Origin of the sequence: Streptomyces collinus Tu 365, assembly GCF_000444875.1 — a bacterium.
GTDB lineage: Bacteria > Actinomycetota > Actinomycetes > Streptomycetales > Streptomycetaceae > Streptomyces > Streptomyces collinus_A.
Window position 1 is genome coordinate 6,873,322 of sequence record NC_021985.1, and the last position, 23,178, is coordinate 6,896,499.

At 72.5% G+C, this 23,178-nt stretch carries 20 protein-coding genes; 7 read left to right on the top strand and 13 right to left on the bottom strand.

Annotated features, from left to right (window positions below; all coding sequences use genetic code 11):
* Window positions 1-38 precede the first annotated feature (38 nt).
* The 5 genes from ptlI to fdxA are packed head-to-tail and all read left to right on the top strand — an operon-like array spanning window position 39 to window position 5,829.
* The gene (gene ptlI / locus B446_RS29795) at window positions 39-1,433 is read left to right on the top strand and encodes a pentalenene oxygenase (protein WP_020943156.1); all 1,395 of its coding nucleotides are present in this window, start codon (window positions 39-41) and stop codon (window positions 1,431-1,433) included.
* Window positions 1,430-2,419, top strand: a complete 990-nt coding sequence (gene ispH / locus B446_RS29800) for a 4-hydroxy-3-methylbut-2-enyl diphosphate reductase (protein ID WP_020943157.1) — start codon at window positions 1,430-1,432, stop codon at window positions 2,417-2,419. Before ptlI ends, ispH begins: the two co-directional genes overlap by 4 nt.
* A 20-nt stretch (window positions 2,420-2,439) precedes the next feature.
* A complete protein-coding gene (locus tag B446_RS29805; RefSeq protein WP_020943158.1) occupies window positions 2,440-4,284 on the top strand; it encodes a 1-deoxy-D-xylulose-5-phosphate synthase in 1,845 nt (614 codons plus the stop codon).
* 13 nt (window positions 4,285-4,297) lie between these two features.
* The gene (gene ispG / locus B446_RS29810; protein ID WP_078614959.1) at window positions 4,298-5,512 is read left to right on the top strand and encodes a flavodoxin-dependent (E)-4-hydroxy-3-methylbut-2-enyl-diphosphate synthase; all 1,215 of its coding nucleotides are present in this window, start codon (window positions 4,298-4,300) and stop codon (window positions 5,510-5,512) included.
* Window positions 5,509-5,829 (top strand): ferredoxin, encoded by a 321-nt coding sequence (fdxA, locus tag B446_RS29815; protein ID WP_020943160.1) that lies wholly within the window; start codon window positions 5,509-5,511, stop codon window positions 5,827-5,829. The genes ispG and fdxA overlap by 4 nt, the downstream gene beginning before the upstream one ends.
* A gap of 31 nt (window positions 5,830-5,860) precedes the next feature.
* Here fdxA and B446_RS29820 read toward each other — a convergent pair whose 3' ends face one another.
* The gene (locus B446_RS29820) at window positions 5,861-6,355 is read right to left on the bottom strand and encodes an NUDIX domain-containing protein (protein ID WP_020943161.1); all 495 of its coding nucleotides are present in this window, start codon (window positions 6,353-6,355) and stop codon (window positions 5,861-5,863) included.
* A 28-nt stretch (window positions 6,356-6,383) separates the two neighbouring features.
* The gene (locus B446_RS29825) at window positions 6,384-7,457 is read right to left on the bottom strand and encodes an ADP-ribosylglycohydrolase family protein (RefSeq protein WP_020943162.1); all 1,074 of its coding nucleotides are present in this window, start codon (window positions 7,455-7,457) and stop codon (window positions 6,384-6,386) included.
* Window positions 7,458-7,617: 160 nt separating this feature from the next.
* On the opposite strand from B446_RS29825, the gene B446_RS29830 reads away from it, so the two are divergent.
* Window positions 7,618-8,769, top strand: a complete 1,152-nt coding sequence (locus B446_RS29830) for a glycerate kinase (RefSeq protein ID WP_234967581.1) — start codon at window positions 7,618-7,620, stop codon at window positions 8,767-8,769.
* 78 nt (window positions 8,770-8,847) lie between these two features.
* Here the strand turns inward: B446_RS29830 and pssA are convergent, their stop codons facing one another.
* The 9 genes from pssA to B446_RS29875 form a co-directional block, all read right to left on the bottom strand.
* Window positions 8,848-9,666, bottom strand: coding sequence for a CDP-diacylglycerol--serine O-phosphatidyltransferase (gene pssA / locus B446_RS29835; protein ID WP_020943164.1), 819 nt, complete (start codon window positions 9,664-9,666; stop codon window positions 8,848-8,850).
* A 22-nt stretch (window positions 9,667-9,688) separates the two neighbouring features.
* Window positions 9,689-10,345, bottom strand: coding sequence for a phosphatidylserine decarboxylase (locus B446_RS29840; protein WP_020943165.1), 657 nt, complete (start codon window positions 10,343-10,345; stop codon window positions 9,689-9,691).
* A gap of 170 nt (window positions 10,346-10,515) precedes the next feature.
* Entirely contained in the window at window positions 10,516-11,721 is a 1,206-nt protein-coding gene (locus B446_RS29845) for an acyl-CoA dehydrogenase family protein (protein ID WP_020943166.1), read from the bottom strand.
* 2 nt (window positions 11,722-11,723) lie between these two features.
* A complete protein-coding gene (locus B446_RS29850) occupies window positions 11,724-12,248 on the bottom strand; it encodes a MaoC family dehydratase (RefSeq protein ID WP_020943167.1) in 525 nt (174 codons plus the stop codon).
* Between the two features lie 5 nt (window positions 12,249-12,253).
* On the bottom strand, window positions 12,254-13,216 hold the full coding sequence (locus tag B446_RS29855; RefSeq protein WP_020943168.1) for an HpcH/HpaI aldolase/citrate lyase family protein: 963 nt from the start codon (window positions 13,214-13,216) through the stop codon (window positions 12,254-12,256).
* Window positions 13,213-15,240: a protein meaA gene (locus tag B446_RS29860; RefSeq protein WP_043476688.1), complete on the bottom strand. Its 2,028-nt coding sequence runs from the start codon at window positions 15,238-15,240 to the stop codon at window positions 13,213-13,215. The genes B446_RS29855 and B446_RS29860 overlap by 4 nt, the downstream gene beginning before the upstream one ends.
* Window positions 15,241-15,249: 9 nt before the next feature.
* Window positions 15,250-16,587, bottom strand: a complete 1,338-nt coding sequence (ccrA, locus tag B446_RS29865) for a crotonyl-CoA carboxylase/reductase (RefSeq protein ID WP_020943170.1) — start codon at window positions 16,585-16,587, stop codon at window positions 15,250-15,252.
* A 454-nt stretch (window positions 16,588-17,041) separates the two neighbouring features.
* Window positions 17,042-17,863, bottom strand: a complete 822-nt coding sequence (locus B446_RS29870) for a TetR family transcriptional regulator (RefSeq protein WP_237751126.1) — start codon at window positions 17,861-17,863, stop codon at window positions 17,042-17,044.
* A gap of 160 nt (window positions 17,864-18,023) precedes the next feature.
* A complete protein-coding gene (locus B446_RS29875; protein ID WP_020943172.1) occupies window positions 18,024-19,838 on the bottom strand; it encodes a 3-hydroxyacyl-CoA dehydrogenase family protein in 1,815 nt (604 codons plus the stop codon).
* A gap of 403 nt (window positions 19,839-20,241) precedes the next feature.
* Between B446_RS29875 and B446_RS29880 the strand changes: the two genes are divergently transcribed.
* Window positions 20,242-20,826, top strand: a complete 585-nt coding sequence (locus B446_RS29880; protein WP_043476694.1) for an adenylosuccinate lyase — start codon at window positions 20,242-20,244, stop codon at window positions 20,824-20,826.
* Window positions 20,827-20,833: 7 nt separating this feature from the next.
* Here the strand turns inward: B446_RS29880 and B446_RS29885 are convergent, their stop codons facing one another.
* Window positions 20,834-21,331 (bottom strand): GNAT family N-acetyltransferase, encoded by a 498-nt coding sequence (locus B446_RS29885; RefSeq protein ID WP_043479378.1) that lies wholly within the window; start codon window positions 21,329-21,331, stop codon window positions 20,834-20,836.
* A gap of 166 nt (window positions 21,332-21,497) precedes the next feature.
* The gene (locus tag B446_RS29890; RefSeq protein ID WP_043476697.1) at window positions 21,498-23,063 is read right to left on the bottom strand and encodes an alpha/beta hydrolase; all 1,566 of its coding nucleotides are present in this window, start codon (window positions 23,061-23,063) and stop codon (window positions 21,498-21,500) included.
* Between the last annotated feature and the right edge of the window lie 115 nt (window positions 23,064-23,178).

Here is a 23,178-nt window from a genome sequence, read left to right on the forward strand (position 1 = left end):
CCCCCACCCGAGCACCACCCACCCGATGTGAGGAAGCGATGCCCCAGCAGACCTATGTCGCCGGGACGGCCCCCGGGGCGGTCCCGGTCGTCGGCCACGCCCTGCAGATGATGCGCCAGCCCGTGCGGTTCATGTCGTCGCTGTCCGCCCACGGCGACCTGGTGAAGATCAGGATCGGCCCCACCGAGGCGTACGTGCCCTGCCACCCGGGCCTGCTGCGCGACGTCCTGACCAACGACCGCACCTACGACAAGGGCGGCGTCTTCTACGACCGCGCCCGGGACATCGCCGGCAACGGCCTGGTCACCTGCCCGTTCAAGGACCACCGCAGGCAGCGGCGGCTCATGCAGTCCGCCTTCCAGCGCTCCCGGCTCCAGCGCTACGCCACCGCCATGCACGCCGAGATCGAGGCCACCACCGGCCGCTGGCACGACGGCATGGTCGTCGACGCCTTCCCCGAGCTGTACGGCATGGCCCTGCGCACCGTCGCCCGCACCCTCTACTCCACCCCCGTCAGCAAGGAACTCGCCGACGGCGTGGAACGCGCCTTCGACACGGTCCTCAACGGCCTGTTCCGGCAGATGTTCCTGCCCCGCTTCCTGCGCCGCCTGCCCACCCCGGCCAACCGCCGCTACCGGCGGAACCTCGACTACCTGCACGCCACCACCCAACGGCTCATCGACGACTACCGCCGCGACGACGCCGAACACGACGACCTGCTCTCCGCGCTGCTCGCCTCGCGCGACGAGGACGGCGGCCGGCTCGACGACACCGAGATCCACGACCAGGTCATCACCGTGATGGCGGCCGGCACCGAGACCGTCGCCGGCACCCTCACCTGGATCTTCCACCTGCTCTCCCGGCACCCGGACGTCGAGGCCGCGCTGTACGACGAGATCGACACCGTCCTCGGCGGCCGCACCCCGGGCTGGGACGACCTGCCCGCCCTGTCGCTGACCGACCGGGTCATCAGCGAGACCCTCCGGCTGTACCCGCCCGCCTGGCTGTTCACCCGGCTCACCGCCGCCGACACCGAACTCGCCGGACAGAGCCTGCCCCGGGGCACCACCATCGTCTTCAGCCCCGCCGCCGTGGCGCTGAACGAGGAGGCGTACCCCGACGAGCAGCGCTTCGACCCCGACCGCTGGCTGCCCGAACGGGTCACCCCGCAGGCCCGCCAGGCCTTCATGCCGTTCGGCACCGGCGCCCGCAAGTGCATCGGCGACCTCTACGCCCGCACCGAGGCCGCCCTCGGACTCGCCACCATCCTCGGCAGATGGCGGATCACCTGCGAACCGGACGCCGACGTCCGGCCCGTCCCGCTGGCCACCGTCTACCACCCGCGCCGGCTGCGGCTGCGCGTCACCGCCCGCACCGGACGGCCCACCGCGGCGGCCCCCGTGCTCCCCGGGCTCGGGGGAGACGCCGCGTGAGCGGGCCCGGGACGATCGTCCTCGCCCAGCCGCGCGGCTTCTGCGCCGGCGTACGGCGGGCCATCGGCATCGTGGAGCGGGCCCTGGACCTGCACGGCGCACCCGTGTACGTGCGCAAGGAGATCGTGCACAACCACTACATCGTCTCCGAACTGGAGAAACGCGGCGCGGTGTTCGTCGACAGCGAGGAGGACGTCCCGCCCGGCGCGGTCTGCGTCTTCTCCGCCCACGGCGTCGCCCCGGCGGTCCGGGCCGGCGCCGAACGCCGCCGCCTCGAGGTGATCGACGCCACCTGCCCGCTGGTGGCCAAGGTGCACCAGGAGGCCCTGCGCTTCGCCCGGGACGGCCGCACCATCCTGCTGGTCGGCCACGCCGGGCACGAGGAGGTCGACGGCGTCCTCGGCGAGGCGCCCGAGCGGACGATCGTCGTGGAGAGCGCCGCCGACGTGGACCGGCTCGACCTGCCCGCCGGCACCCCGGTCGCCTTCCTCACCCAGACCACCCTCTCCTTCGACGAGACCGCGAAGGTGGTCGAGGCGCTGCGCGCCCGGTTCCCCGGCATCGTTTCCCCCGGAGGCGACGACATCTGCTACGCGAGCCAGAACCGGCAGAACGCCGTCAAGGACCTGGCACGCCGTCACGACCTCGTCCTCGTCGTGGGATCGGCCAACTCCAGCAACTCGCTGCGCATGGTCGAGGTGGCACGCGAGCACGGCTGCCGCGCCCACCTCGTCCCCGACCGCGGCCACCTGCGCCCCGAGTGGCTGGACGGGGTGTCGGGCATCGGCGTCAGCGCCGGGGCCAGCGCGCCCGAGATCCTGGTCGACGGCGTCCTCGACCGGCTCGCCGAACTCGGCTGGAGCCGGGTGGAGGTGCAGCGGGCGGTGCCCGAGGACGTCGTCTTCTCGATGCCGGCCCGGCTGGCCGACCCGCTCACCGGCCGGATCCCGCGCACCCCGCTCGCGGACGAGCCGCGGGCGCGATAAACGCGACGGAGGAGACACACGTGAAACAGACACCCCTCGCGGATCCGCGGCCGGCGGACATCAAGGGCCCCGAGGACCTGCGGGCCATGTCCCCCGGCGAGGTCCGGCGGCTCGTCCCGGAGATCAGGCGGCTGCTCGTCGACACCGTCACCCGTACCGGCGGCCACCTCGGTCCCAACCTCGGCGTCGTCGAACTCTCCGTCGCCCTGCACCGGGTCTTCGAGTCCCCCCGGGACGCCATCCTGTGGGACACCGGCCACCAGTCCTACGTCCACAAGATCCTCACCGGCCGCGCCGGGGACCTCGGCACGCTCCGCCGGCGCGGCGGACTGTCCGGCTACCCCAGCCGGGCCGAGTCCCCGCACGACGTCATCGAGAACTCGCACGCCTCCACCGTGCTGTCCTGGGCCGCCGGCCTGGCCCGCGCCCACGGCCTGCGCGGCGAACGCGACCGGGCCGTGGTCGCCGTCATCGGCGACGGCGCGCTCACCGGGGGCATGGCCTGGGAGGCGCTGAACAACATCGCCGCCGCCCCCGGCCGCCCGGTGATCGTGGTGCTCAACGACAACACCCGCTCCTACGGCCCCACGGCCGGCGGCATCGCCGAGCACCTGGCCGCCCTGCGCACCGGGACCGCCCGCGACCACCTGTTCGAGTCCCTGGGACTGGCCCGGCTCGGCCCCGTCGACGGGCACGACATCACGGCCCTGGAGACGGCACTGCGTCACGCACGCGACCTCGGCCGGTCCGTCGTCGTCCACTGCGTCACCGAGAAGGGCCGCGGCCACGCCCCCGCCGAACAGGACGAGGCCGACCGGCAGCACGCCGTGCGTCCGCTCGCCCCCGGCCGCCCCGGCGGCGACGGCTCGCCCTCCTGGACCGCCGTGTTCGGCCGGGAACTGGCCCGGCTCGGCGCCGAGCGGCCCGACCTGGTCGCCGTCACCGCCGCCATGCTGCACCCCACCGGGCTCACCGAGTTCGCCGGCCGCCACCCCGACCGCACCCTCGACGTGGGCATCGCCGAGCAGCACGCGGTGACCACCGCCGCCGGCCTCGCCCTCGGCGGGATGCATCCGGTGGTGGCGATCTACGCCACCTTCCTCAACCGCGCCTACGACCAGCTCCTCCTGGACGCCGCCCTGCACCGCGCCCCGCTGACCCTGGTCCTCGACCGGGCCGGCGTCACCGGCGACGACGGACCCTCGCACAACGGCATGTGGGACCTGTCGCTGCTCAACACGGTGCCCGGACTGCGGGTGGCGGCCCCCAGGGATGCCGCCACGCTGCGCCGCGCGCTGCGCGAGGCCGTCGCCGTCCACGACGGTCCCACCGCCGTGCGCTTCCCCAAGGGCACCACGGGCCCGGACATCCCGGCCGTCGACACCGTCCGGGGGGTCGACGTGCTCCGGCGGGGGGAGCTCGCCGACCTGCTCCTGGTCTCCGTCGGCGCCATGGGCGGCACCTGCCTGGAGATCGCGTCGCTGCTCGCCCTGGACGGCGTCGGCGTCACCGTCGTCGACCCGCGCTGGATCAAACCGGTGCCCCAGGCACTGGTCGAACTCAGCCTCGGCCACCGCCTCGTCGCGACCGTCGAGGACAACGGCCGGGCCGGCGGCGCGGGGGCCGCGGTGGCCCAGGCGCTGGGCGACGCGGGGGCACCCGCCCCCGTCCGCACCTTCGGCCTGCCCCAGCGGTTCCTCGACCACGGCTCCCGCGCCGAGATCCTGGAGTCCGCCGGACTCACCGCCCCCCGCATCGCCGACACCCTGGCCGCCGCGCTCCTGTACAGCCGTGCCGCGGCCGCCCCCGCCCCGCTCCCCGTACCGCGTCCGCCGGTTCCCGGCAGCGCCGTACCGCCGCACTGAGGAGGAACGTGCCATGCCCGTCCCGCTCGGGGTGCCCACCGTGCCGGTGCGCCTCGCCCCACGCCGCCCCAGCCGGCGGATCCAGGTCGGGTCCGTGGCCGTGGGCGGGGACGCGCCCGTCTCGGTCCAGTCCATGACCACCACGCCGACCGCCGACGTCGGCGCCACCCTCCAGCAGATCGCCGAACTCACCGCCGCCGGCTGCCAGATCGTCCGGGTGGCCTGCCCCTCGCAGGACGACGCGGACGCGCTGCCGGCCATCGCCCGCAAGTCGCCGATCCCGGTGGTGGCCGACATCCACTTCCAGCCCCGCTACGTCTTCGCCGCCATCGACGCCGGATGCGCGGGCGTCCGCGTCAACCCGGGCAACATCCGCCGCTTCGACGACCAGGTCAAGGAGATCGCCCGGGCCGCCGGGGCCGCCGGCGTGCCCATCCGCATCGGGGTCAACGCGGGCTCCCTAGACAAGCGCCTGCTGGCCAAGTACGGCAAGGCCACCCCCGAGGCCCTGGTGGAGTCCGCGCTGTGGGAGTGCTCGCTGTTCGAGGAGCACGGCTTCCGGGACATCAAGATCTCCGTCAAGCACAACGACCCGGTCGTCATGGTCAGCGCCTACCGGCTGCTCGCCGAGAGGTGCGACTACCCGCTCCACCTCGGCGTGACCGAGGCCGGCCCGGCCTTCCAGGGCACCATCAAGTCGGCGGTCGCCTTCGGCGCGCTGCTCAGCGAGGGCATCGGCGACACCATCCGGGTGTCGCTGTCGGCCCCGCCCGCCGAGGAGGCCAAGGTCGGCATCCAGATCCTGGAGTCGCTGAACCTCAGGCAGCGCCGGCTGGAGATCGTCTCCTGCCCGTCCTGCGGCCGCGCCCAGGTCGACGTGTACAAGCTCGCCGAGGAGGTCACCGCCGGCCTGGACGGCCTGGAGGTCCCGCTGCGGGTCGCCGTCATGGGCTGTGTGGTCAACGGGCCCGGCGAGGCCCGGGAGGCCGACCTCGGCGTGGCCAGCGGCAACGGCAAGGGCCAGATCTTCGTCAAGGGCGAGGTCGTCAGGACCGTCCCCGAGTCCAGGATCGTCGAGACCCTCATCGACGAGGCGCTCAAACTCGCCGAGCGCCTACGGGCCGACGAACCCGACGAACCCGATGAACCCGATGAACCCGATGAACCCGGCGAACCCGACCAGTCCGGCCGGCCCGGGCACCCCGACAAGGAGAGCGAGCCGTCATGACCTATCTGATCGCCCAGCCCTGCGTCGACGTCAAGGACCGGGCCTGCGTCGAGGAGTGCCCCGTCGACTGCATCTACGAGGGGCGCCGCGCCCTGTACATCCACCCGGACGAGTGCGTCGACTGCGGGGCCTGCGAGCCGGTCTGCCCGGTCGAGGCGATCTTCTACGAGGACGACACCCCGCCGGAGTGGGCCGGGTACCGGGCGGCGAACGCCGAGTTCTTCGACGAGCTCGGCTCGCCCGGCGGCGCCGGCGCCCAGGGGCTGATCGACCGCGACCACCCGCTGGTGGCCGGGGAACCGGTCCGCACGGCGTGAGCCGGGGTGGCCCGGCCGTCCCCGCGGGCGGTCAGGCCACCCGCACCCCGTTCTCCAGCTCCGCCGTGCCGCCGCCCTCCGCCAGGACGTCCAGCGCGGCCAGCACCCGGCGGCCGAGCGCCCCGGGCAGGTGCTCCGGGACATCGGCGCGGTCCACCAGCCGCCAGGACAGCAGTTCCGCCTCCTGCAGCCGGATGGCCCCGAACTCGGCGTCGGTCAGCACACCGCCGTCGTACACGTACGCCACCAGCGGGGGCCGGCCCGGACCGCGCACCCAGTCCACCGTGAGCAGCCGGCCCGGCTCCCGGTCCAGGCCGATCTCCTCCAGCGTCTCGCGGCGCGCGCCCTGCCGGGGCGTCTCACCGTCGTCCGACTCGATCGTGCCACCGGGCAGCGCCCAGCCCTCCCGGTAGTTCGGCTCGACGAGCAGGACCCGGCCCCCGGCGTCCCGGAAGAGCGTGGCGGCACCGGCGAGCACCCGGGGGAGGCTCGCGATGTACGCGGCGAAGTCTTCTGTGGTGGTCATCCCCGAAGGGTAACCAGGCGCCGGACGGTCACGGGCCGACCGCCGCCAGGCGCAGGGTGCGCTCGGCCAGCGCACTGATCCGCACCCCGTCGAAGCCGAACACCGCGCTCCGTACGGTGTCCCGCAGCGGCTCGCTCCACTGCGCCGGGATGGCGGCGGCACCGGTGAGCACCCCGGCCACCGAGCCGGCCGTCGCCCCGTTGGAGTCGGTGTCGAGACCCCCGCGGACGGTCAGGGCGATGGTGCGGGTGAAGTCGCCGTCGCCGTACAGCAGCCCCGCGGTGAGGACGGCCGCGTTCGGCACGGTGTGGATCCAGCCGAGCCCGGCGGTCTCCGCGGACACCGTAGTCAGCGTCTCCTCCCAGGAAAGGCGGCTCGCGTGCAGGGACATCACCCGGCGCACGGCGCGGGCGAGACGGCTGCTCGCGGGGACGACCGCGAGCCCGGCCTCCAGGGCCTCGCGCACCTCCCGGGCGGCGAACGCCGCCGCGATCAGCGCGGCGGCGAACATCGCGCCGTAGACGCCGTTGCCGGTGTGCGAGAGCACCGCGTCCCGGCGGGCGAGACCGGCGGCCCGCGACGGGTCGCCCGGGCAGGTCCAGCCGTAGACGTCGGCGCGGATCAGCGCGCCGATCCACTCCTGGTACGGGTTGTCGTACGTCGCCGTCAGCGGCGGTTTCAGACCGGCCGCGAGATTGCGGTAGGCCGCCCGTTCGGCGGTGAAGGTCTGCAGGTACGGCAGCCGGAGCAGCCACAGGTCGCCGACCTGCTCGGTGCTGAAGCCGAAGCCGTGCGTCTCCAGCAGGTGCAGGCCGAGGATGGCGTAGTCGACGTCGTCGTCGCGGCAGCTTCCGTCGACGCGGCCGCGCACGCACCGGCGCCATTCCGGGCGCAGCACGGCGCCGTCGTGCGGGTCGGCGGGCTCGGGCAGGTAGTCGGTGAGCGGCAGGGCCGCGGCCCGGCGCAGGTAGCCGTCGATGCGCTCGCGGGTCCACACCTCGCCCTGCTCGACCGGCTTGCCCAGCATGTTCCCCGCGATACGGCCGAGCCAGCCGCCGTGGATGCGGTCGGCCAGGTCCGGCCCGGTGCCCTGGTTGGTCATGGCCGGTGTCTACCCGTTTTCCCGCCGGATCCCCGGCGGGAGGCCGGCCGCTTCCCACGGTTCGGTCGGGGCATGACGGCACGGGTGCCTTGAGGTTATGGTCGCAGCGGCGCGACTGGCCCCGCCCTGCGCGGGGCCCGGAGAGCAAGGGGAAAGCAAGGTGGCGGACGCTGCAGTGGACGGGACCCGACGGGTGCTCGTCGCCGCGGACAAGTTCAAGGGCTCGCTGACGGCGGTGCAGGTCGCCGAGCGGGTGACGGCCGGGCTGCGCCGGATCGTGCCGGGCCTTCAGGTGGCGGCGCTGCCCGTCGCCGACGGCGGTGACGGGACCGTGGACGCCGCGGTCGCGGCTGGGTTCGAGCGGCGGGAGGTCCGCGTCGCCGGGCCCCTGGGCGACGAGGTGACGGCCGCGTTCGCGCTGCGCGACGGCACCGCGGTGGTGGAGATGGCCGAGGCGAGCGGTCTGGGGCGGCTGCCGGCCGGTGTGTTCGCGCCGCTGACCTCCTCGACGTACGGCTCCGGGGAGCTGCTGCGGGCCGCGCTGGACGCGGGCGCGCGGACCATCGTGTTCGGCGTCGGCGGCAGCGCCACGACGGACGGCGGCGCCGGGATGCTGGCGGCGCTCGGCGCGCGGTTCCTGGACGAGGACGGCGAGCCGGTGCCCCCGGGCGGCGGCGGCCTGGCGGAACTGGCCCGGGCCGACCTGTCCGGCCTCGACCCTCGCCTGTCCTCGGTCGAGCTGGTGCTGGCCAGTGACGTGGACAACCCGCTGACCGGCCCGAAGGGCGCTCCCGCGGTCTACGGCCCGCAGAAGGGCGCCTCCCCGGCGGACGTGGCCGCGCTGGACGCGGCCCTCGCCCACTTCGCGAAGGTCCTGGAGGCCGAGGCCGGACCGCGCGCGGCGGAGCACGCCGCGGCGCCGGGCGCGGGCGCGGCGGGCGGCATCGGCTACGGCGCGCTGCTGCTGGGCGCCCGGTTCCGCCCCGGCATCGAGGTCATGCTCGACGTGCTGGGCTTCGGGCCGGCCCTGGAGCGCGCCGACGTGGTCGTCACCGGCGAGGGCTCGCTCGACGAGCAGACGCTGCACGGCAAGGCCCCGGCGGGCGTCGCCGCGGCCGCCCGCGCCGCGGGCCGTACGGTCGTCGCGGTCTGCGGCCGGCTGGCCCTGTCCGAGGAGGCCCTGCGGGCCGCCGGGATCGAGCGCGCCTACCCCCTGACGTCGGTGGAACCGGACGTGGCCCGGTGCATCGCGGAGGCGGGCCCGATCCTGGAGCGGGTCGCGGAGCGCATCGCCCGGGACCTGCTGCGCTGAGCGGCGCGGCGGAAGCGGAAACGGGTGCGGCCCGAGCCTTGGAGGCTCGGGCCGCACCCGTGGTGCTTACGACGAGGATCAGGGCAGCTGGGCCGCCCGGGCCTCGCGCCGGTTGTCGCGGAAGTTGTTCACCCGGCGCGCCGTGGCGAACAGCGGGATCACCGCGCCCATGACCAGCTGCAGCGCGCAGCCCGTCTGGAGCAGCAGCTGTCCGCTCGGGGCGTCGAAGGCCCAGGCGGCCAGCAGTCCCATGGACAGCACGATCCACGAGAGCATGGCGCCGGCGAGCCGGCCCCGCGGCTTCGGGTACTCCACGCGGCTCACCATCAGCCACGCGGTGCCCAGGATCGCCAGCAGGGTCGCCACGAAGGGCAGCTCCAGCAGGACGATCGAGACGACCGTCAGCGCGCCGAACGGCGAGGGCATGCCCTGGAAGGTGCCGTCCTTCACCGTCACGCAGCTGAACCGGGCCAGCCTGAGCACCACCGCCAGCAGCACCACGATCGCCCCGAGCGCGGCCACTCTCTGGTGCGCGTCGTCCGCGACCATGCCGTAGACGAGGACGAAGTACGCCGGGGCGAGCCCGAAGCTGATCAGGTCGGACAGGTTGTCCAGCTCCGCGCCCATCGGCGAGGACCGCAGCTTGCGGGCGACCAGGCCGTCGAACAGGTCGAAGACCGCCGCGCAGAGCATCAGGATGACCGCCGTGGCCGCGCTGTGGCGGGCCATGCCGGACTCCTGGCTGCCGGTGAGGTGCGGGATCAGGATGCCCGTGGTGGTGAAGTACACCGCCATGAAGCCGCACGTGGCGTTGCCGAGCGTCAGGGTGTCCGCTATCGACAGGCGCAGAGAGAGGGGCATCTCCTCCTCGTCGTCCACCTCGTCGGCCTCGGGCACCCAGCCCGCCTGGGTCTCCGGATCAATCACGGTCAATGCGAGTCACCCCAGCCACGGTCTTCTGTCCGACCTCGACCGCGACCTCCACACCCTCGGGCAGGTAGAGGTCGACACGCGAGCCGAAGCGGATCAGACCGATGCGGTCGCCCTGCTCGACCTTCGTGCCCTCGGGGAGGTACGGCACGATGCGGCGGGCCACCGCGCCGGCGATCTGGATCATCTCGATGTCGCCGAGTTCGGTGTCGAAATGCCAGATTACGCGCTCGTTGTTCTCGCTCTCCTTGTTGAAAGCGGGGACGAAGCCACCGGGCACGTGCTCGACCGACGTCACCGTGCCCGCGAGGGGGGCGCGGTTGACGTGGACGTTGAGCGGGCTCATGAAGATCGCGACGCGGGTGCGGCCGTCCTTCCACGGCATGATGCTCTGCACCACACCGTCGGCGGGCGAGATGACCCGGCCCGGGGCGATCTCGCGCTCGGGGTCGCGGAAGAACCACAGCATGCCCGCCGCGAGCGCGGTGGCGGGCACGGCGACGGCCTTGGCGGCACCCGAGCGGCGGGCGCGGGCCAGGCTGAGGGCTGCGGTGGCGACGGTCGGCAGGAGCCACGGCGATGCTCCGCGCGCGAGGCGTGCGCCTACCAGGCTGTCGCGGTGTGCAGAGGTTTGGCTGTGGGGCATGGATGACCTTCGTAGCGGATGATGCCGCGCTCTGACGGGGGACGGCGGCTTTCCCGGGATCGTACCGGTCGCGGGCCGCAACTGGGCAAGCCAGTCAGCCGAGTCGGCGGCTGAACCCTGTCTACGGGGTGTGATCTTCTTCTCGGAGAAAACACCCCGTAGCCGGACAATCAGCCCTGGAACCGATACTCTTCGAGCAGCCTGCGCCCAATGATCATTTTCTGGATCTCGGCGGTGCCCTCACCGATGAGCAGCATCGGGGCCTCGCGGTAGAGGCGCTCGATCTCGTACTCCTTGGAGAAGCCGTAGCCGCCGTGGATCCGGAAGGCGTCCTCCACGACCTCCTTGCAGTACTCGGAGGCGAGGTACTTCGCCATCCCCGCTTCGAGGTCGTTTCGTTCGCCGGAATCCTTTTTGCGTGCCGCGTTGACCATCATGGCATGCGCGGCCTCGACCTTGGTAGCCATTTCGGCCAGCTTGAACTGGATGGCCTGGTGCTGGGCGATCGGCTTGCCGAAAGTGTGCCTCTGCTGGGCGTACTGGACACCCAGCTCGAAGGCACGCTGAGCGACACCGCAGCCACGGGCCGCCACGTTCACGCGGCCCACCTCGACTCCGTCCATCATTTGGTAAAAACCTCGACCGGTGACGCCGCCGAGCACCCGATCGGCCGGAACCCGCAGGCCGTCCATGACGAGCTCGGTGGTGTCGACCCCCTTGTACCCCATCTTGTCGATCTTGCCCGGAATGGTCAGGCCGGGGCGGACCTCACCGAAGCCGGGCTCCTTCTCGACGAGGAAGGTCGTCATCGACTTGTGGGGCGCGGTGCCCTCGGGGTGTCCTTCGTCACTCCGGACCAGAACGGCCACCAGGGACGAGGTGCCGCCGTTCGTCAGCCACATCTTCTGGCCGTTCAGGACGTACTCGTCGCCGTCCTTCACCGCCTTCGACGTGATCGCCGACACGTCCGAGCCCAGCGCCGGCTCCGACATCGAGAACGCGCCCCGGATGTCGCCGGCCGCCATGCGCGGCAGGAAGTGGTCCTTCTGCTCCTGCGTGCCGTGCTGCTTGAGCATGTACGCCACGATGAAGTGCGTGTTGATGATGCCGGACACCGACATCCAGCCGCGGGCGATCTCCTCCACGCACAGGGCGTAGGTGAGCAGCGACTCGCCCAGGCCCCCGTACTCCTCGGGGATCATCAGCCCGAAGAGGCCGAGTTCCTTCAGGCCGTCGACGATCTCCTGCGGGTACTCGTCGCGGTGCTCGAGACCGGTGGCGACCGGGATGATCTCCTTGTCCACGAAGTCGCGGACCGTGGAGACGATCTCCTGCTGTACGTCGGTCAGACCGGCGGTCTGGGCGAGACGGGCCATCTCTACTTCTCCGTCTTTTCCGAAGGGGCGTTCAGTTCGGGACGGCCCGGCTGCTCGCCGCCGCGCTCCTTGATGTACGTCTCGGTGGGCACCATGACCTTGCGGCGGAAGACGCACACCAGGGTGCCGTCCTGCTTGTAGCCCTTGGTCTCGACGTAGACGATGCCGCGGTCGTTCTTCGACTTCGACGGCCACTTGTCGAGCACGGTGGTCTGGCCGTAGATCGTGTCGCCGTGGAAGGTCGGCGCCACGTGCTTGAGTGACTCGATCTCCAGGTTGGCGATCGCCTTGCCCGAGATGTCCGGCACGGACATCCCGAGCAGCAGCGAGTAGATGTAGTTGCCCACCACGACGTTCTTGCCGAAGTCCGTCGTCTTCTCGGCGTAGTTCGTGTCCATGTGGAGCGGGTGGTGGTTCATGGTGAGGAGACAGAACAGGTGGTCGTCGTACTCCGTGACCGTCTTGCCCGGCCAGTGCTTGTACGTCGCACCGACCTCGAACTCCTCGTAGGTGCGTCCGAACTGCATCGCGCTCAGGCCTCCGGGATCTCGAACTTGCTGGTGCGCTGCATGCCGGCGGCCCGGCCCTTGCCGGAGACGACCAGGGCCATCTTGCGGCTGGCCTCGTCGATCATCTCGTCGCCGAGCATCGCCGAGCCCTTCTTGCCGCCCGCCTCGGACGTGTAGTAGTCGTACGCGTCCAGGATCAGCTCGGCGTGGTCGTAGTCCGCCTGCGACGGCGAGAAGATCTCGTTGGACGCCTCGACCTGGCCCGGGTGCAGCACCCACTTGCCGTCGAAGCCCAGCGCGGCGGCGCGGCCGGCCACCTCGCGGTAGCCGTCGACGTTGCGGATCTGCAGGTAGGGACCGTCGATCGCCTGGAGGTTGTTGGCGCGGGCGGCCATCAGGATCTTCATCAGGATGTAGTGGTAGGCGTCCGCCGGGTAGCCGGGCGGCTGCTCGCCCACGACCAGCGACTTCATGTTGATGGACGCCATGAAGTCGGCCGGGCCGAAGATGATCGTCTCGACGCGCGGGGACGCCTGCGCGATCGCGTTGACGTTGTTCAGGCCCTGCGCGTTCTCGATCTGCGCCTCGATGCCGATCTTGCCGACCTCGAAGCCCATGGTCTTCTCGATCTGCGTCAGCAGCAGGTCGAGGGCGACGACCTGCTCGGCGTTCTGGACCTTCGGCAGCATGATGCAGTCGAGGTTCGGGCCGGCGCCCTCGACGACCGTGACGACGTCACGGTACGTCCACTCGGTGGTCCAGTCGTTGACGCGCACGACCCGCGTCTTGCCGGTCCAGTCGCCCTCGTTGAGGAACTTGACGATCGTGTGCCGCGCCTCGGGCTTGGCGAGCGGCGCGCAGGCGTCCTCCAGGTCGAGGAAGACCTGGTCGGCGGGGAGCCCCTGGGCCTTCTCCAGGAAGCGGGGGTTCGAGCCCGGCACGGCCAGGCAGGAGCGCCGCGGGCGAAGGCGGTTGACGGTCGTCATGCGGGGACCTCCAGGGGGTCGAGCTTGTTCGCTTTCCGGATCTCGTCGACGATGCGGCCGATGATCCCGGTGATGTCGAAGTCCTTCGGGGTGAACACGGCGGCCACACCGGCGGCCTTCAGCTGTTCGGCGTCACCGTTCGGGATGATGCCACCCGCGATCACGGGGATGTCTGTGGCACCGGCCACACGGAGCCGCTGGACCACGTCCGGCACGAGCTGGGCGTGCGAGCCGGAGAGGATCGACAGGCCGACGGCGTGCACGTCCTCGTCGACCGCCGCGTCCACGATCTGCTCGGGCGTCAGCCGGATGCCCTGGTAGACGACCTCGAAGCCGGCGTCCCGGGCGCGCACCGCGATCTGCTCGGCGCCGTTGGAGTGACCGTCCAGGCCCGGCTTGCCCACCAGGAAGCGCAGCCGGCCCACGCCCAGCTCGCGGGCGGTGGCCTCCACCCTGGCCCGCACCTCGCCGAGCGCCGAGCCGGCCTCGGCGGTGACGGCCACGGGGGCGGAGGAGACACCGGTGGGCGCCCGGTACTCGCCGAACACCTCGCGCAGCGCCCCGGCCCACTCGCCGGTCGTGACCCCGGCGCGGGCGCACTCCAGGGTCGCCTCCATCAGGTTGCCGGTGCCCTTCGCGGCCTCCTTCAGCCGCTCCAGCGCCTTGCACGGGCGCGGGTGGTTGAAGGGCGGCTGGTAGCGGGTGTCCCGCCAGGCCGCCAGGGCCTCGACGACGCGGGCCTCGACCGCCGGGTCGACCGTCTGGATCGCGGTGTCCAGGTCGGCCGTCAGCGGGTTCGGCTCGGTCGTCTCGAAGATGTTGACGCCGACGATCTTCTCCTGCCCGGACTCGATCCGGGCCCGGCGCTCGGCGTGCGAGGAGACCAGTTCCGCCTTGAGGTAGCCGGACTCCACGGCGGCCATCGCGCCGCCCATCTCCTGGATCCGCTCGATCTCGGCGAGCGACTCCGCGACGAGGGCGTCCACCTTCGCCTCGATGACGTGCGAGCCGGCGAAGATGTCCTCGTACTCCAGCAGGTCGCTCTCGTGCGCCAGGACCTGCTGGATGCGCAGCGACCACTGCTGGTCCCAGGGCCGGGGCAGGCCGAGCGCCTCGTTCCAGGCCGGGAGCTGCACGGCACGCGCGCGGGCGTCCTTGGAGAGGGTGACGGCCAGCATCTCCAGCACGATCCGCTGGACGTTGTTCTCCGGCTGCGCCTCGGTCAGGCCGAGCGAGTTGACCTGGACGCCGTAGCGGAAGCGGCGCTGCTTGGGGTCCTGGATGCCGTAGCGCTCACGGGTGACCTGGTCCCAGATGCGGCCGAACGCCCGCATCTTGCACATCTCCTCGACGAAGCGGACGCCCGCGTTGACGAAGAAGGAGATGCGGGCGACCACGTCGCCCATCCGCTCCTGCGGCACCTGGCCGCCGTCGCGGACGGCGTCCAGGACGGCGATGGCGGTGGACATCGCGTACGCGATCTCCTGCACCGGCGTGGCCCCGGCCTCCTGCAGGTGGTAGCTGCAGATGTTGATCGGGTTCCACTTGGGCATGTGGGAGACCGTGTACGCGATCATGTCCGTCGTCAGGCGGAGGCTCGGCCCCGGCGGGAAGACGTGCGTCCCGCGGGAGAGGTACTCCTTGACGATGTCGTTCTGGGTCGTGCCCTGGAGCCTGGTGATGTCAGCGCCCTGCTCCTCGGCGACGACCTGGTAGAGCGCCAGCAGCCACATGGCGGTGGCGTTGATCGTCATCGAGGTGTTCATCTGCTCCAGGGGGATGTCCTGGAACAGCCGGCGCATGTCACCGAGGTGCGAGACGGGCACGCCGACCCGGCCGACCTCGCCGCGGGCGAGGATGTGGTCGGGGTCGTAGCCGGTCTGCGTCGGCAGGTCGAACGCCACCGACAGACCGGTCTGGCCCTTGGCGAGGTTGCGCCGGTACAGCTCGTTGGACGCCTCCGCCGTCGAGTGACCGGCGTACGTCCGCATGAGCCACGGACGGTCCTTCTGACGCTCTGTCATCTAAGGCCCTCAGACGTTCCGGAAGCGGTTGATGGCGTCGAGGTGCTTGGCGCGCATCTCCTCGTCGCGCACGCCCAGGCCCTCCTCGGGGGCGAGGCACAGCACGCCGACCTTGCCCTGGTGGGCGTTGCGGTGGACGTCGTGGGCGGCCTGGCCGGTGTCCTCCAGGGAGTACACCTTCGACAGGGTGGGGTGGATCTTGCCCTTCGCGATGAGCCGGTTGGCCTCCCAGGCCTCGCGGTAGTTGGCGAAGTGCGAGCCGATGATGCGCTTCAGCGACATCCACAGGTAGCGGTTGTCGTACTCGTGCATGTAGCCCGAGGTCGAGGCGCAGGTGGTGATGGTGCCGCCCTTGCGGGTGACGAACACGGAGGCGCCGAAGGTCTCGCGGCCGGGGTGCTCGAAGACGATGTCGATGTCCTCGCCGCCGGTCAGCTCGCGGATGCGCTTGCCGAAGCGCTTCCACTCCTTCGGGTCCTGGGTGTGCTCGTCCTTCCAGAACCGGTAGTCCTCGGCGTTGCGGTCGATGATCGACTCGGCGCCCATGGAGCGGCAGATGTCCGCCTTCTGGTCGCTGGAGACGACACAGATCGGGTTGGCGCCGCCGGCCAGCGCGAACTGGGTGGCGTACGAGCCGAGGCCGCCGCTCGCGCCCCAGATCAGGACGTTGTCGCCCTGCTTCATGCCGGCGCCGTTGCGGGAGACGAGCTGGCGGTAGGCGGTGGAGTTGACCAGGCCGGGGGCCGCGGCCTCCTCCCAGCTGAGGTGGTCCGGCTTCGGCATCAGCTGGTTGGACTTGACCAGGGCGATCTCGGCGAGGCCGCCGAAGTTGGTCTCGAAGCCCCAGATGCGCTGCTCGGGGTCGAGCATCGTGTCGTTGTGGCCGTCGGAGGACTCCATCTCGACCGACAGGCAGTGCGCGACGACCTCGTCACCGGGCTTCCAGGCGTTGACGCCCGGGCCGGTGCGCAGGACGACGCCCGCGAGGTCGGAGCCGATGATGTGGTACGGCAGGTCGTGGCGCTTGGCCAGCTCGTTGGTGCGGCCGTAGCGCTCCAGGAACCCGAACGTGGACAGCGGCTCGAAGATCGAGGTCCACACCGAGTTGTAGTTGACCGAGGAGGCCATGACGGCCACCAGGGCCTCGCCAGGGCCCAGCTCGGGCACGGGGACCTCGTCCAGGTGGATCGACTTGCGCGGGTCCTTGTCGCGGGTCTGCAGGCCCGCGAACATCTCCGTCTCGTCCTTGTGCACGGTGATCGCGCGGTACGAGTCGGGAAGCGGCAGGGCGGCGAAGTCGGCGGACGTGGCGTCCTTCGACTGGATCGCGTCCAGGATGTCCTTCACGGTCACGGTGTTGCCTCCGGCGGTGAGCGCCCTGAGGGAGGGGCGCTGGGGGTTCGTCGGTGCTGCTGGGAGTGCTGCTGAGGGTTGTGGTGGAACGTGCCGTCGGTTCGGCGGGTGGTGCTTCGGCAGCGCGTGGTGGCGCGGGAGGTTGCCTGTGACGCAGGCGTCCGGGCGCGCAGGCCGTCGGCTTGCGGGGACAGCCGGCGAACGAGTGGTCTCTGCTCGCCGGCCGCCCGGACTCCCTTCAACGTATGACACCGCGTGTCAGGTGACAAGGCACTGAGTGCCAGAACTTGCTCTCAGATGAAATCTTTACGTAACAAATGAGCGATGATCGATCGAACGGCGCTCGAAAGCTGCGCGAAAACGGGCCCTGACATGGCAAAACGGCCACCCCGAAGGGTGGCCGTCCTCACAGTGCCGCAGCGGGCCCGAGGCTCCGCTCGTGCTCCGCTCAGCGCTCCTTGAGCGCCTCCTCGATGGTGCGCATGACCTCGTCCAGCGGGGCGTCCGTGCGGGCCACCGTCACCAGCACCTCGCCGTGCGCGGAGACCGTCGCCGGGGCGGTGGCGGCGGCCGGCCGGGGCACCGAGCCGCGCCCGGCGCCGATGCCGGTGCCGAAGGTCTTGCGCACGATCGCGAAGGCGTGGTCGAGCTGGGCCTCCACGTCGCCCTGGCCGCCGGCCCGCAGCCAGCGCCGCAGGACGTGGTTGTGGGCGGTGACCACGGCGGACGCCGCGACCTCGGCCAGCAGCGGGTCGTCGTTGGCGTCGTCCGCGTGCGCGTGCTCGTCGAAGTGACCGAGCAGATAGCGGGTGAACAGGCGCTCGTAGCGGGCCACCGAGGCGATCTCCGCCTCGCGCAGGGTCGGGACCTCGCGCGTCAGCTTGTAGCGGGCGACCGAGATCTCCGGCCGCGCCGCGTACATCCTCATGACTTCCTTGATGCCGCGGCACACCGTGTCGAGCGGGTGCTCGTGTGCCGGGGCGGCGTTGAGCACCGCCTCGGCGCGGACCAGCGTGTCGTCGTGGTCCGGGAAGATCGCCTCCTCCTTGGAGCGGAAGTGGCGGAAGAAGGTGCGGCGCGCGACCCCGGCCGCGGCCGCGATCTCGTCGACGGTGGTCGCCTCGTACCCCTTGGTCGCGAACAGTTCCATCGCTGCGGCCGCCAGTTCCCGGCGCATTTTCAGCCGCTGGGCGGCGGCGCGACTGCCTGCGGCACTTTCCGGCGCGTCGGGCGTGGCTGGTGTACGTGAGGACTTGGCGGGCTGGGACATGACCCGAACGTACTGCATGTGCGCGGCCGAATGCGCAGGTCCGGGGTTTCCCCCGCCCGCGGGGGGCGGGGGGCCGCCGGGCGGGGCGGCCGGCACGAACCCGTGGGGGTCCAGCAGCCCGCCCCAGTCCGTCTCCGTGCGGGACCAGTCGCCGGCGCCCTCAGCGGCGGGCATACTCGCGGAAGCCGCGGCCGGTCTTGCGGCCGAGGCAGCCCGCGGCCACCAGGTGCTCCAGCAGCGGCGCCGGGGCCAGGCCCGGGTCGCGGAACTCGCGGTGCAGCACCTTCTCGATGGCCAGCGAGACGTCCAGGCCGACCACGTCCAGCAGCTCGAACGGCCCCATCGGGTAGCCGCCGCCGAGCTTCATCGCCGCGTCGATGTCGTCCAGGGTGGCGTAGTGCTCCTGGACCATCTTCACCGCGTTGTTGAGGTACGGGAACAGCAGCGCGTTCACGATGAACCCGGCGCGGTCGCCGCAGTCCACCGCGTGCTTCCTGACCTTGGCGCAGACCTCGCGGACGGTGGCGTGGACGTCGTCGGCCGTCAGCACGGTCCGGACGACCTCGACCAGCTTCATCGCCGGCGCCGGATTGAAGAAGTGCATGCCGATCACGTCCTGCGGCCGCGAGGTGGCACGGGCGCAGGCGACCACGGGCAGCGAGGAGGTGGTGGTGGCGAGGACCGCGCCGGGCTTGCAGACCTTGTCCAGCGCCTGGAACAGCTGCCGCTTGACCTCCAGGTCCTCGGCGACCGCCTCGACCGCCAGGTCCACGTCGGCGAACGCCTCGTAGGAGCCCGCCGGGGTGATCCGCTCCAGGGTCTGGGCGGCGGCCTCGGCGGTCAGCCGGCCCTTGTCCACGGACCGCGCCAGCGACTTGCCGATCCGGGCCTTGGCGGTCTGCGCCTTCTCGTCGCTGCGGGCGGCCAGGACGACGTCGTATCCGGCCTTGGCGAACACCTCGGCGATGCCGGACGCCATGGTGCCGGAGCCCGCCACCCCGACGGAGCGCACGGGACGGCCCACGGCCCGGGCGCCGTCCGCCGCCGGCGTCAGCGCGTCCGGCACGACCGTCGCGCTGCCGGGCGCCTCGTAGGTGTAGAAGCCGCGGCCCGCCTTGCGGCCGGTCAGGCCCGCCTCGCTGAGCTGCTTCAGGATCGGCGCCGGGGCGTGCAGCCGGTCCCGGGACTCCGCGTACATGGCGTCCAGGACCGTGCGCGCGGTGTCCACGCCGATCAGGTCCAGCAGGGCCAGCGGGCCCATCGGCAGGCCGCAGCCGAGCCGCATCGCCGCGTCGATGTCCTCGCGGGAGGCGTAGCGGGCCTCGTACATCGCGGCGGCCTGGTTCAGGTAGCCGAACAGCAGGCCGTCCGCGACGAAGCCGGGGCGGTCGCCGACCGCGACCGGCTCCTTGCCCAGCTCGATGGCCAGGTCGGTGACGGCGGCGACGGCCTGCGGCGCGGTCAGCACCGAGGAGACGACCTCGACCAGCTTCATCGCCTGCGCCGGGTTGAAGAAGTGCAGTCCGAGCACGCGCTCGGGGCGGGCCGAGTCGGCGGCGAGCCGGGTGACGGAGAGGGCGTTGGTGCCGGTGGCGAGGATCGTCTCCGGGCGCACGATGCCGTCGAGCTCGCGGAAGATCTGGTGCTTGACCTCGTACGACTCCGGGGCGACCTCGATGACCAGGTCGGCGTCGGCCGCCGCGCGCAGGTCCGTGGAGGTGCGGACGCGGGCCAGCACGCCGGCGCGCTCCTGCTCGGTCAGCCGGCCGCGCTCCACGGCGCGGGCGGTGGCGGCCTCCAGGGCGGCGACGGTCCGCGCGGTCTGGGTCTCGCTGATGTCGATGCCGATCACCTCGCGGCCGGCCTTCGCGAGAACCTCGGTGATGCCGGTGCCCATGGTGCCGAGGCCGACGACGGCGATCGTCTTCAGCGCGGACAGCGGGGAACCGGACTGGGGGGACAGGGGAGTGGCCATCGCGGGACTCCAGGAATGAGGGTGACGACTAGGAACGCGCCGGGTGCGCCGAAGGCGCACACCGGGGCGGGAAGGAGTGCGGGTGTTGCCGGGCTGCGAGCGCACACGCCCGGTGCCGGTGCCGAGGACGCGCACACGTCCGGCAGCGGCGGTTTCCGACCGGCCCTGTCCCGGAGCCGGGTCGTACTGCGGTACCGAGGTACCGAACCGACCAGCCCCCGCTGCCCGAAGGCGCCGGGGGAGACCGACGACGGCTGCGTCACCAAACCGTCGTCAGCGGATGCGAGGGGGTGACCTCGCTCGTCTGAGCTTAACCGGCGGGTAACGAGCGCGCCAGCCCCACGAGGAACCGACTTTGTGATGTGTCTCCCGCCGCGGTCGCCCCCCGCCTACCCTGGTCGCCGTGGACGAAGAGTTGCGATCGCTCACGGAGCGCGTACGGCGCGAGTCGGGCGGCTCGGCGGACTGCGAACGGCTGCTGGCCACCGGCGACCGCGACGAACTCGCCGGGGTGCTCACCGAACCCGGCCGGCCGCTGTGGGCCAGGGAACTGGCGGCGTTCCGGCTCGGCCTGGCCGGCGACCGGCGGGCCTTCGAGTCCCTGGTGCTGCTCCTCAACCACCGCGACCCGCCGCGCTGCGCCTCGGCCGCCCACGCCCTCGCCCGCCTCGGCGACCCGCGCACCGCCCGTGCCGCCGCCGCCCTCGCCACCAACGAACTGCGCGTCGCCTACGCCCTGCACCCGGTGCGGCTGCTGACCGCGCTGCGCGCCCCCGAGTCCGTGCCGGCGCTGATCACCACCCTGGAGCGGCGGCTGCGCCCGCACGACCCCTATCGCCGGGTGGCCCTCGCCTGCGTGGAGGGCCTGGGCGCCCTCGGCGACGCCCGGGCGCGCCGGGTCCTCGGCGAGGCCCTGGCGCATCCCGCGCTGGCCGAGGCGGCGGTGCACGCCCTGGCGCGCATCCCGCAGCGGCAGCCGCGGGAGTGACGCCCGGTCAGCCGCGCAGGGAGCGGGTGTAGCGCACCTCGGGCACCGGCACCCCGTCCACGTCGTACGGCTCCTCGGCGCCGTCCGCGTGGAAACCGGCCCGCTCGTAGAAGCGGCGGGCGGACGCGTTCTCCTTCAGCACCCACAGGCGCATGCACGAGTACCGCGCGCACTGTCCGACCGCTTCGGCCAGCAGCGCCCGCCCGACTCCGGTGCCGGTCCGCGCGGGGTCGACGTAGATCGCGTACAGCTCGGCGTCGCCGGTACGCCCCGCGACGTCGTCGCGGTACGGCCCGTGCGCGGCCCAGCCGACCACCTCGCCGTCCCGCTCGGCGACCAGGTTCACCACCGCGCCGTCGCCCTGCCCGAACCGGGCCCGGTGCCGCTCGGCGTCCCGCGCCACGCTGAGCCGGTCGAGATGGGACTGGGGCATGAGCCCCCGGTAGGCGTGCTGCCAGCCGCGGATCCTGATCTCGGCGACGCGGTCGCAGTCGGCGAGCTCCATCGGACGGACGCGGATGACCGGGGCGGGCGAGGCGGAGGCGGCGGGCGGGGCGGAGGCGGCGGGCGATGCGGGCGGGACGTCCATGGCCCACACCCTAGAGAGCCGCCCGCCCGGTCCGCCCGTGAATATCGGGGCCCCGCCCCGGGCCTGCCGGCTCCGCCCCCGGCTACCCGCGGAACCCCAGCAGGCGGTGCAGGGTCGTGCCGGCGGACGACGGGGCGGCGGCCTTGGTCGTCCGGGGGGCCGGGTCCGGGGACTTGGGGCAGACCGCGTCGGCGACCGGGCCGCCGTGCGGGAGCGTGCCGTCGGTGAGGTAGGCGGCCAGGTAGCCGTCCAGGCAGGCGTTGCCGCTCAGACTGATGCCGTGGTTGCCGCCGCCCTCCTCCACCACCAGGCTGGAGCGCGCGAGCAGGCGGTGGGCCGTGACGCCCCCGGCGTACGGGGTCGCGGCGTCGTCCGTGGCCTGGAACAGCAGCGCGGGCGGCAGTTCGGTGTTGGCGATGCTCACCGGGGCCGCCGGCCCGGTCGGCCAGAAGGCGCAGGGCGCGTTGTACCAGGCGTTGTTCCAGGCCATGAAGGGCGCCTTGGCGTACACCGCCCAGGTGTCCGCCTGCCAGCGGTTCCACGCGCGCGGCCAGGAGGCGTCACGGCACTGCACCGCCGTGTAGACGCTGTAGCCGTTGTCCCCCGCGGCGTCCACCGCGCCGAACTTCCGGTAGGCGTCCAGCAGCGGCCCGGTGTCCTTGTCGTGGACGTAGGCGGCGAACGCCTCGGCCAGGTAGGGCCAGTAGCCGTCGTAGTAGCCGCCCGGGACGAAGGTGTCCTCCAGCTCCGCGGCGCCCACCACGCCGCCCGCCGGCTTCTTCGCCAGGGCCGCGCGCATGGCGTACCACCGGGCCGCCACCCGGGCCGGATCCGTGCCGAGCCGGTACGTCGTGTCGTACCGGGCGATCCACGCCATCAGCGCCCGGTGGCGGGCGTCGAAGGCGTAGTCCTGGCCGAGGTTGTCCGCGTACCAGACCCCCGTCGGGTTCACGACCGAGTCCAGCACCAGGCGGTGCACCCGCCCGGGGAAGAGCTTCGCGTAGACCGCGCCGAGGTAGGTGCCGTAGGAGTAGCCGAAGTAGCTGATCCGCTCCGCCCCCAGGGCCTGCCGGACGGCGTCCATGTCCCGGACCGCGTTCGTGGTCGTCATGTACGGCAGCACGTCCGCGTACGCCCGGCCGCAGGCGGCGGCGAAGGTCCGGGCGCGTTCGAGGTTCGCCCGCTCCAGCGCGTCCGTCGCGGGCACCGTGTCGGGGCGCACCGGACCGAAGTGGCGCGGGGCGCAGTCCAGGGCCGGCGTGCTGCGACCCACCCCGCGCGGGTCGAAGCCGATGACGTCGTAGCGCGCCGCCACGCCCGCGGGCAGCGCCGAGGCGACGTACCCGGCGAGCGCGAGACCGCTGCCGCCGGGCCCGCCCGGGTTGACCAGCAGGGGGCCCTCGGAGGTCTTCGCGGTGTGGGGCACGCGGGTCAGGGCGAGGGTGATCCGCCGGCCGGACGGCCGCACCGGGTCCAGCGGCACCGGCAGGGAGGCGCACTGGAGCGTCGGGTGGTCGCCGGTCCCGCACTTCTTCCAGACGGGTGCCGCGGGGGCGGGGGCGGGGGCGGCCGCGCCCGCGGGCAGGGCCGTGACCGTGCCCGCCACCAGGGCGGCGGCCGCGCACAGCACGGCTGCGCGAGTTCTCATGGGGCCTCCCGGGACGGAGGGTGGTGCGAACCGTGGAGATCACGGTTCTCGCCGGATCGTCCCGGAGACGGAACCCAAATGAACCTTTTCTGTCACTACTTGACCCGATTGGATC

Coding starts and splice junctions, on each gene's coding strand:
- ptlI (WP_020943156.1), top strand. CDS start 39: ATGCCCCAGCAGACCTATGTCGCCGGGACGGCCCCCGGGGCGGTCCCG.
- ispG (WP_078614959.1), top strand. CDS start 4,298: ATGCCCGTCCCGCTCGGGGTGCCCACCGTGCCGGTGCGCCTCGCCCCA.
- fdxA (WP_020943160.1), top strand. CDS start 5,509: ATGACCTATCTGATCGCCCAGCCCTGCGTCGACGTCAAGGACCGGGCC.
- B446_RS29820 (WP_020943161.1), bottom strand. CDS start 6,355: ATGACCACCACAGAAGACTTCGCCGCGTACATCGCGAGCCTCCCCCGG.
- B446_RS29825 (WP_020943162.1), bottom strand. CDS start 7,457: ATGACCAACCAGGGCACCGGGCCGGACCTGGCCGACCGCATCCACGGC.
- B446_RS29840 (WP_020943165.1), bottom strand. CDS start 10,345: ATGCCCCACAGCCAAACCTCTGCACACCGCGACAGCCTGGTAGGCGCA.
- B446_RS29845 (WP_020943166.1), bottom strand. CDS start 11,721: ATGGCCCGTCTCGCCCAGACCGCCGGTCTGACCGACGTACAGCAGGAG.
- B446_RS29850 (WP_020943167.1), bottom strand. CDS start 12,248: ATGCAGTTCGGACGCACCTACGAGGAGTTCGAGGTCGGTGCGACGTAC.
- B446_RS29855 (WP_020943168.1), bottom strand. CDS start 13,216: ATGACGACCGTCAACCGCCTTCGCCCGCGGCGCTCCTGCCTGGCCGTG.
- B446_RS29860 (WP_043476688.1), bottom strand. CDS start 15,240: ATGACAGAGCGTCAGAAGGACCGTCCGTGGCTCATGCGGACGTACGCC.
- B446_RS29870 (WP_237751126.1), bottom strand. CDS start 17,863: ATGTCCCAGCCCGCCAAGTCCTCACGTACACCAGCCACGCCCGACGCG.
- B446_RS29875 (WP_020943172.1), bottom strand. CDS start 19,838: ATGGCCACTCCCCTGTCCCCCCAGTCCGGTTCCCCGCTGTCCGCGCTG.
- B446_RS29885 (WP_043479378.1), bottom strand. CDS start 21,331: ATGGAGCTCGCCGACTGCGACCGCGTCGCCGAGATCAGGATCCGCGGC.
- B446_RS29890 (WP_043476697.1), bottom strand. CDS start 23,063: ATGAGAACTCGCGCAGCCGTGCTGTGCGCGGCCGCCGCCCTGGTGGCG.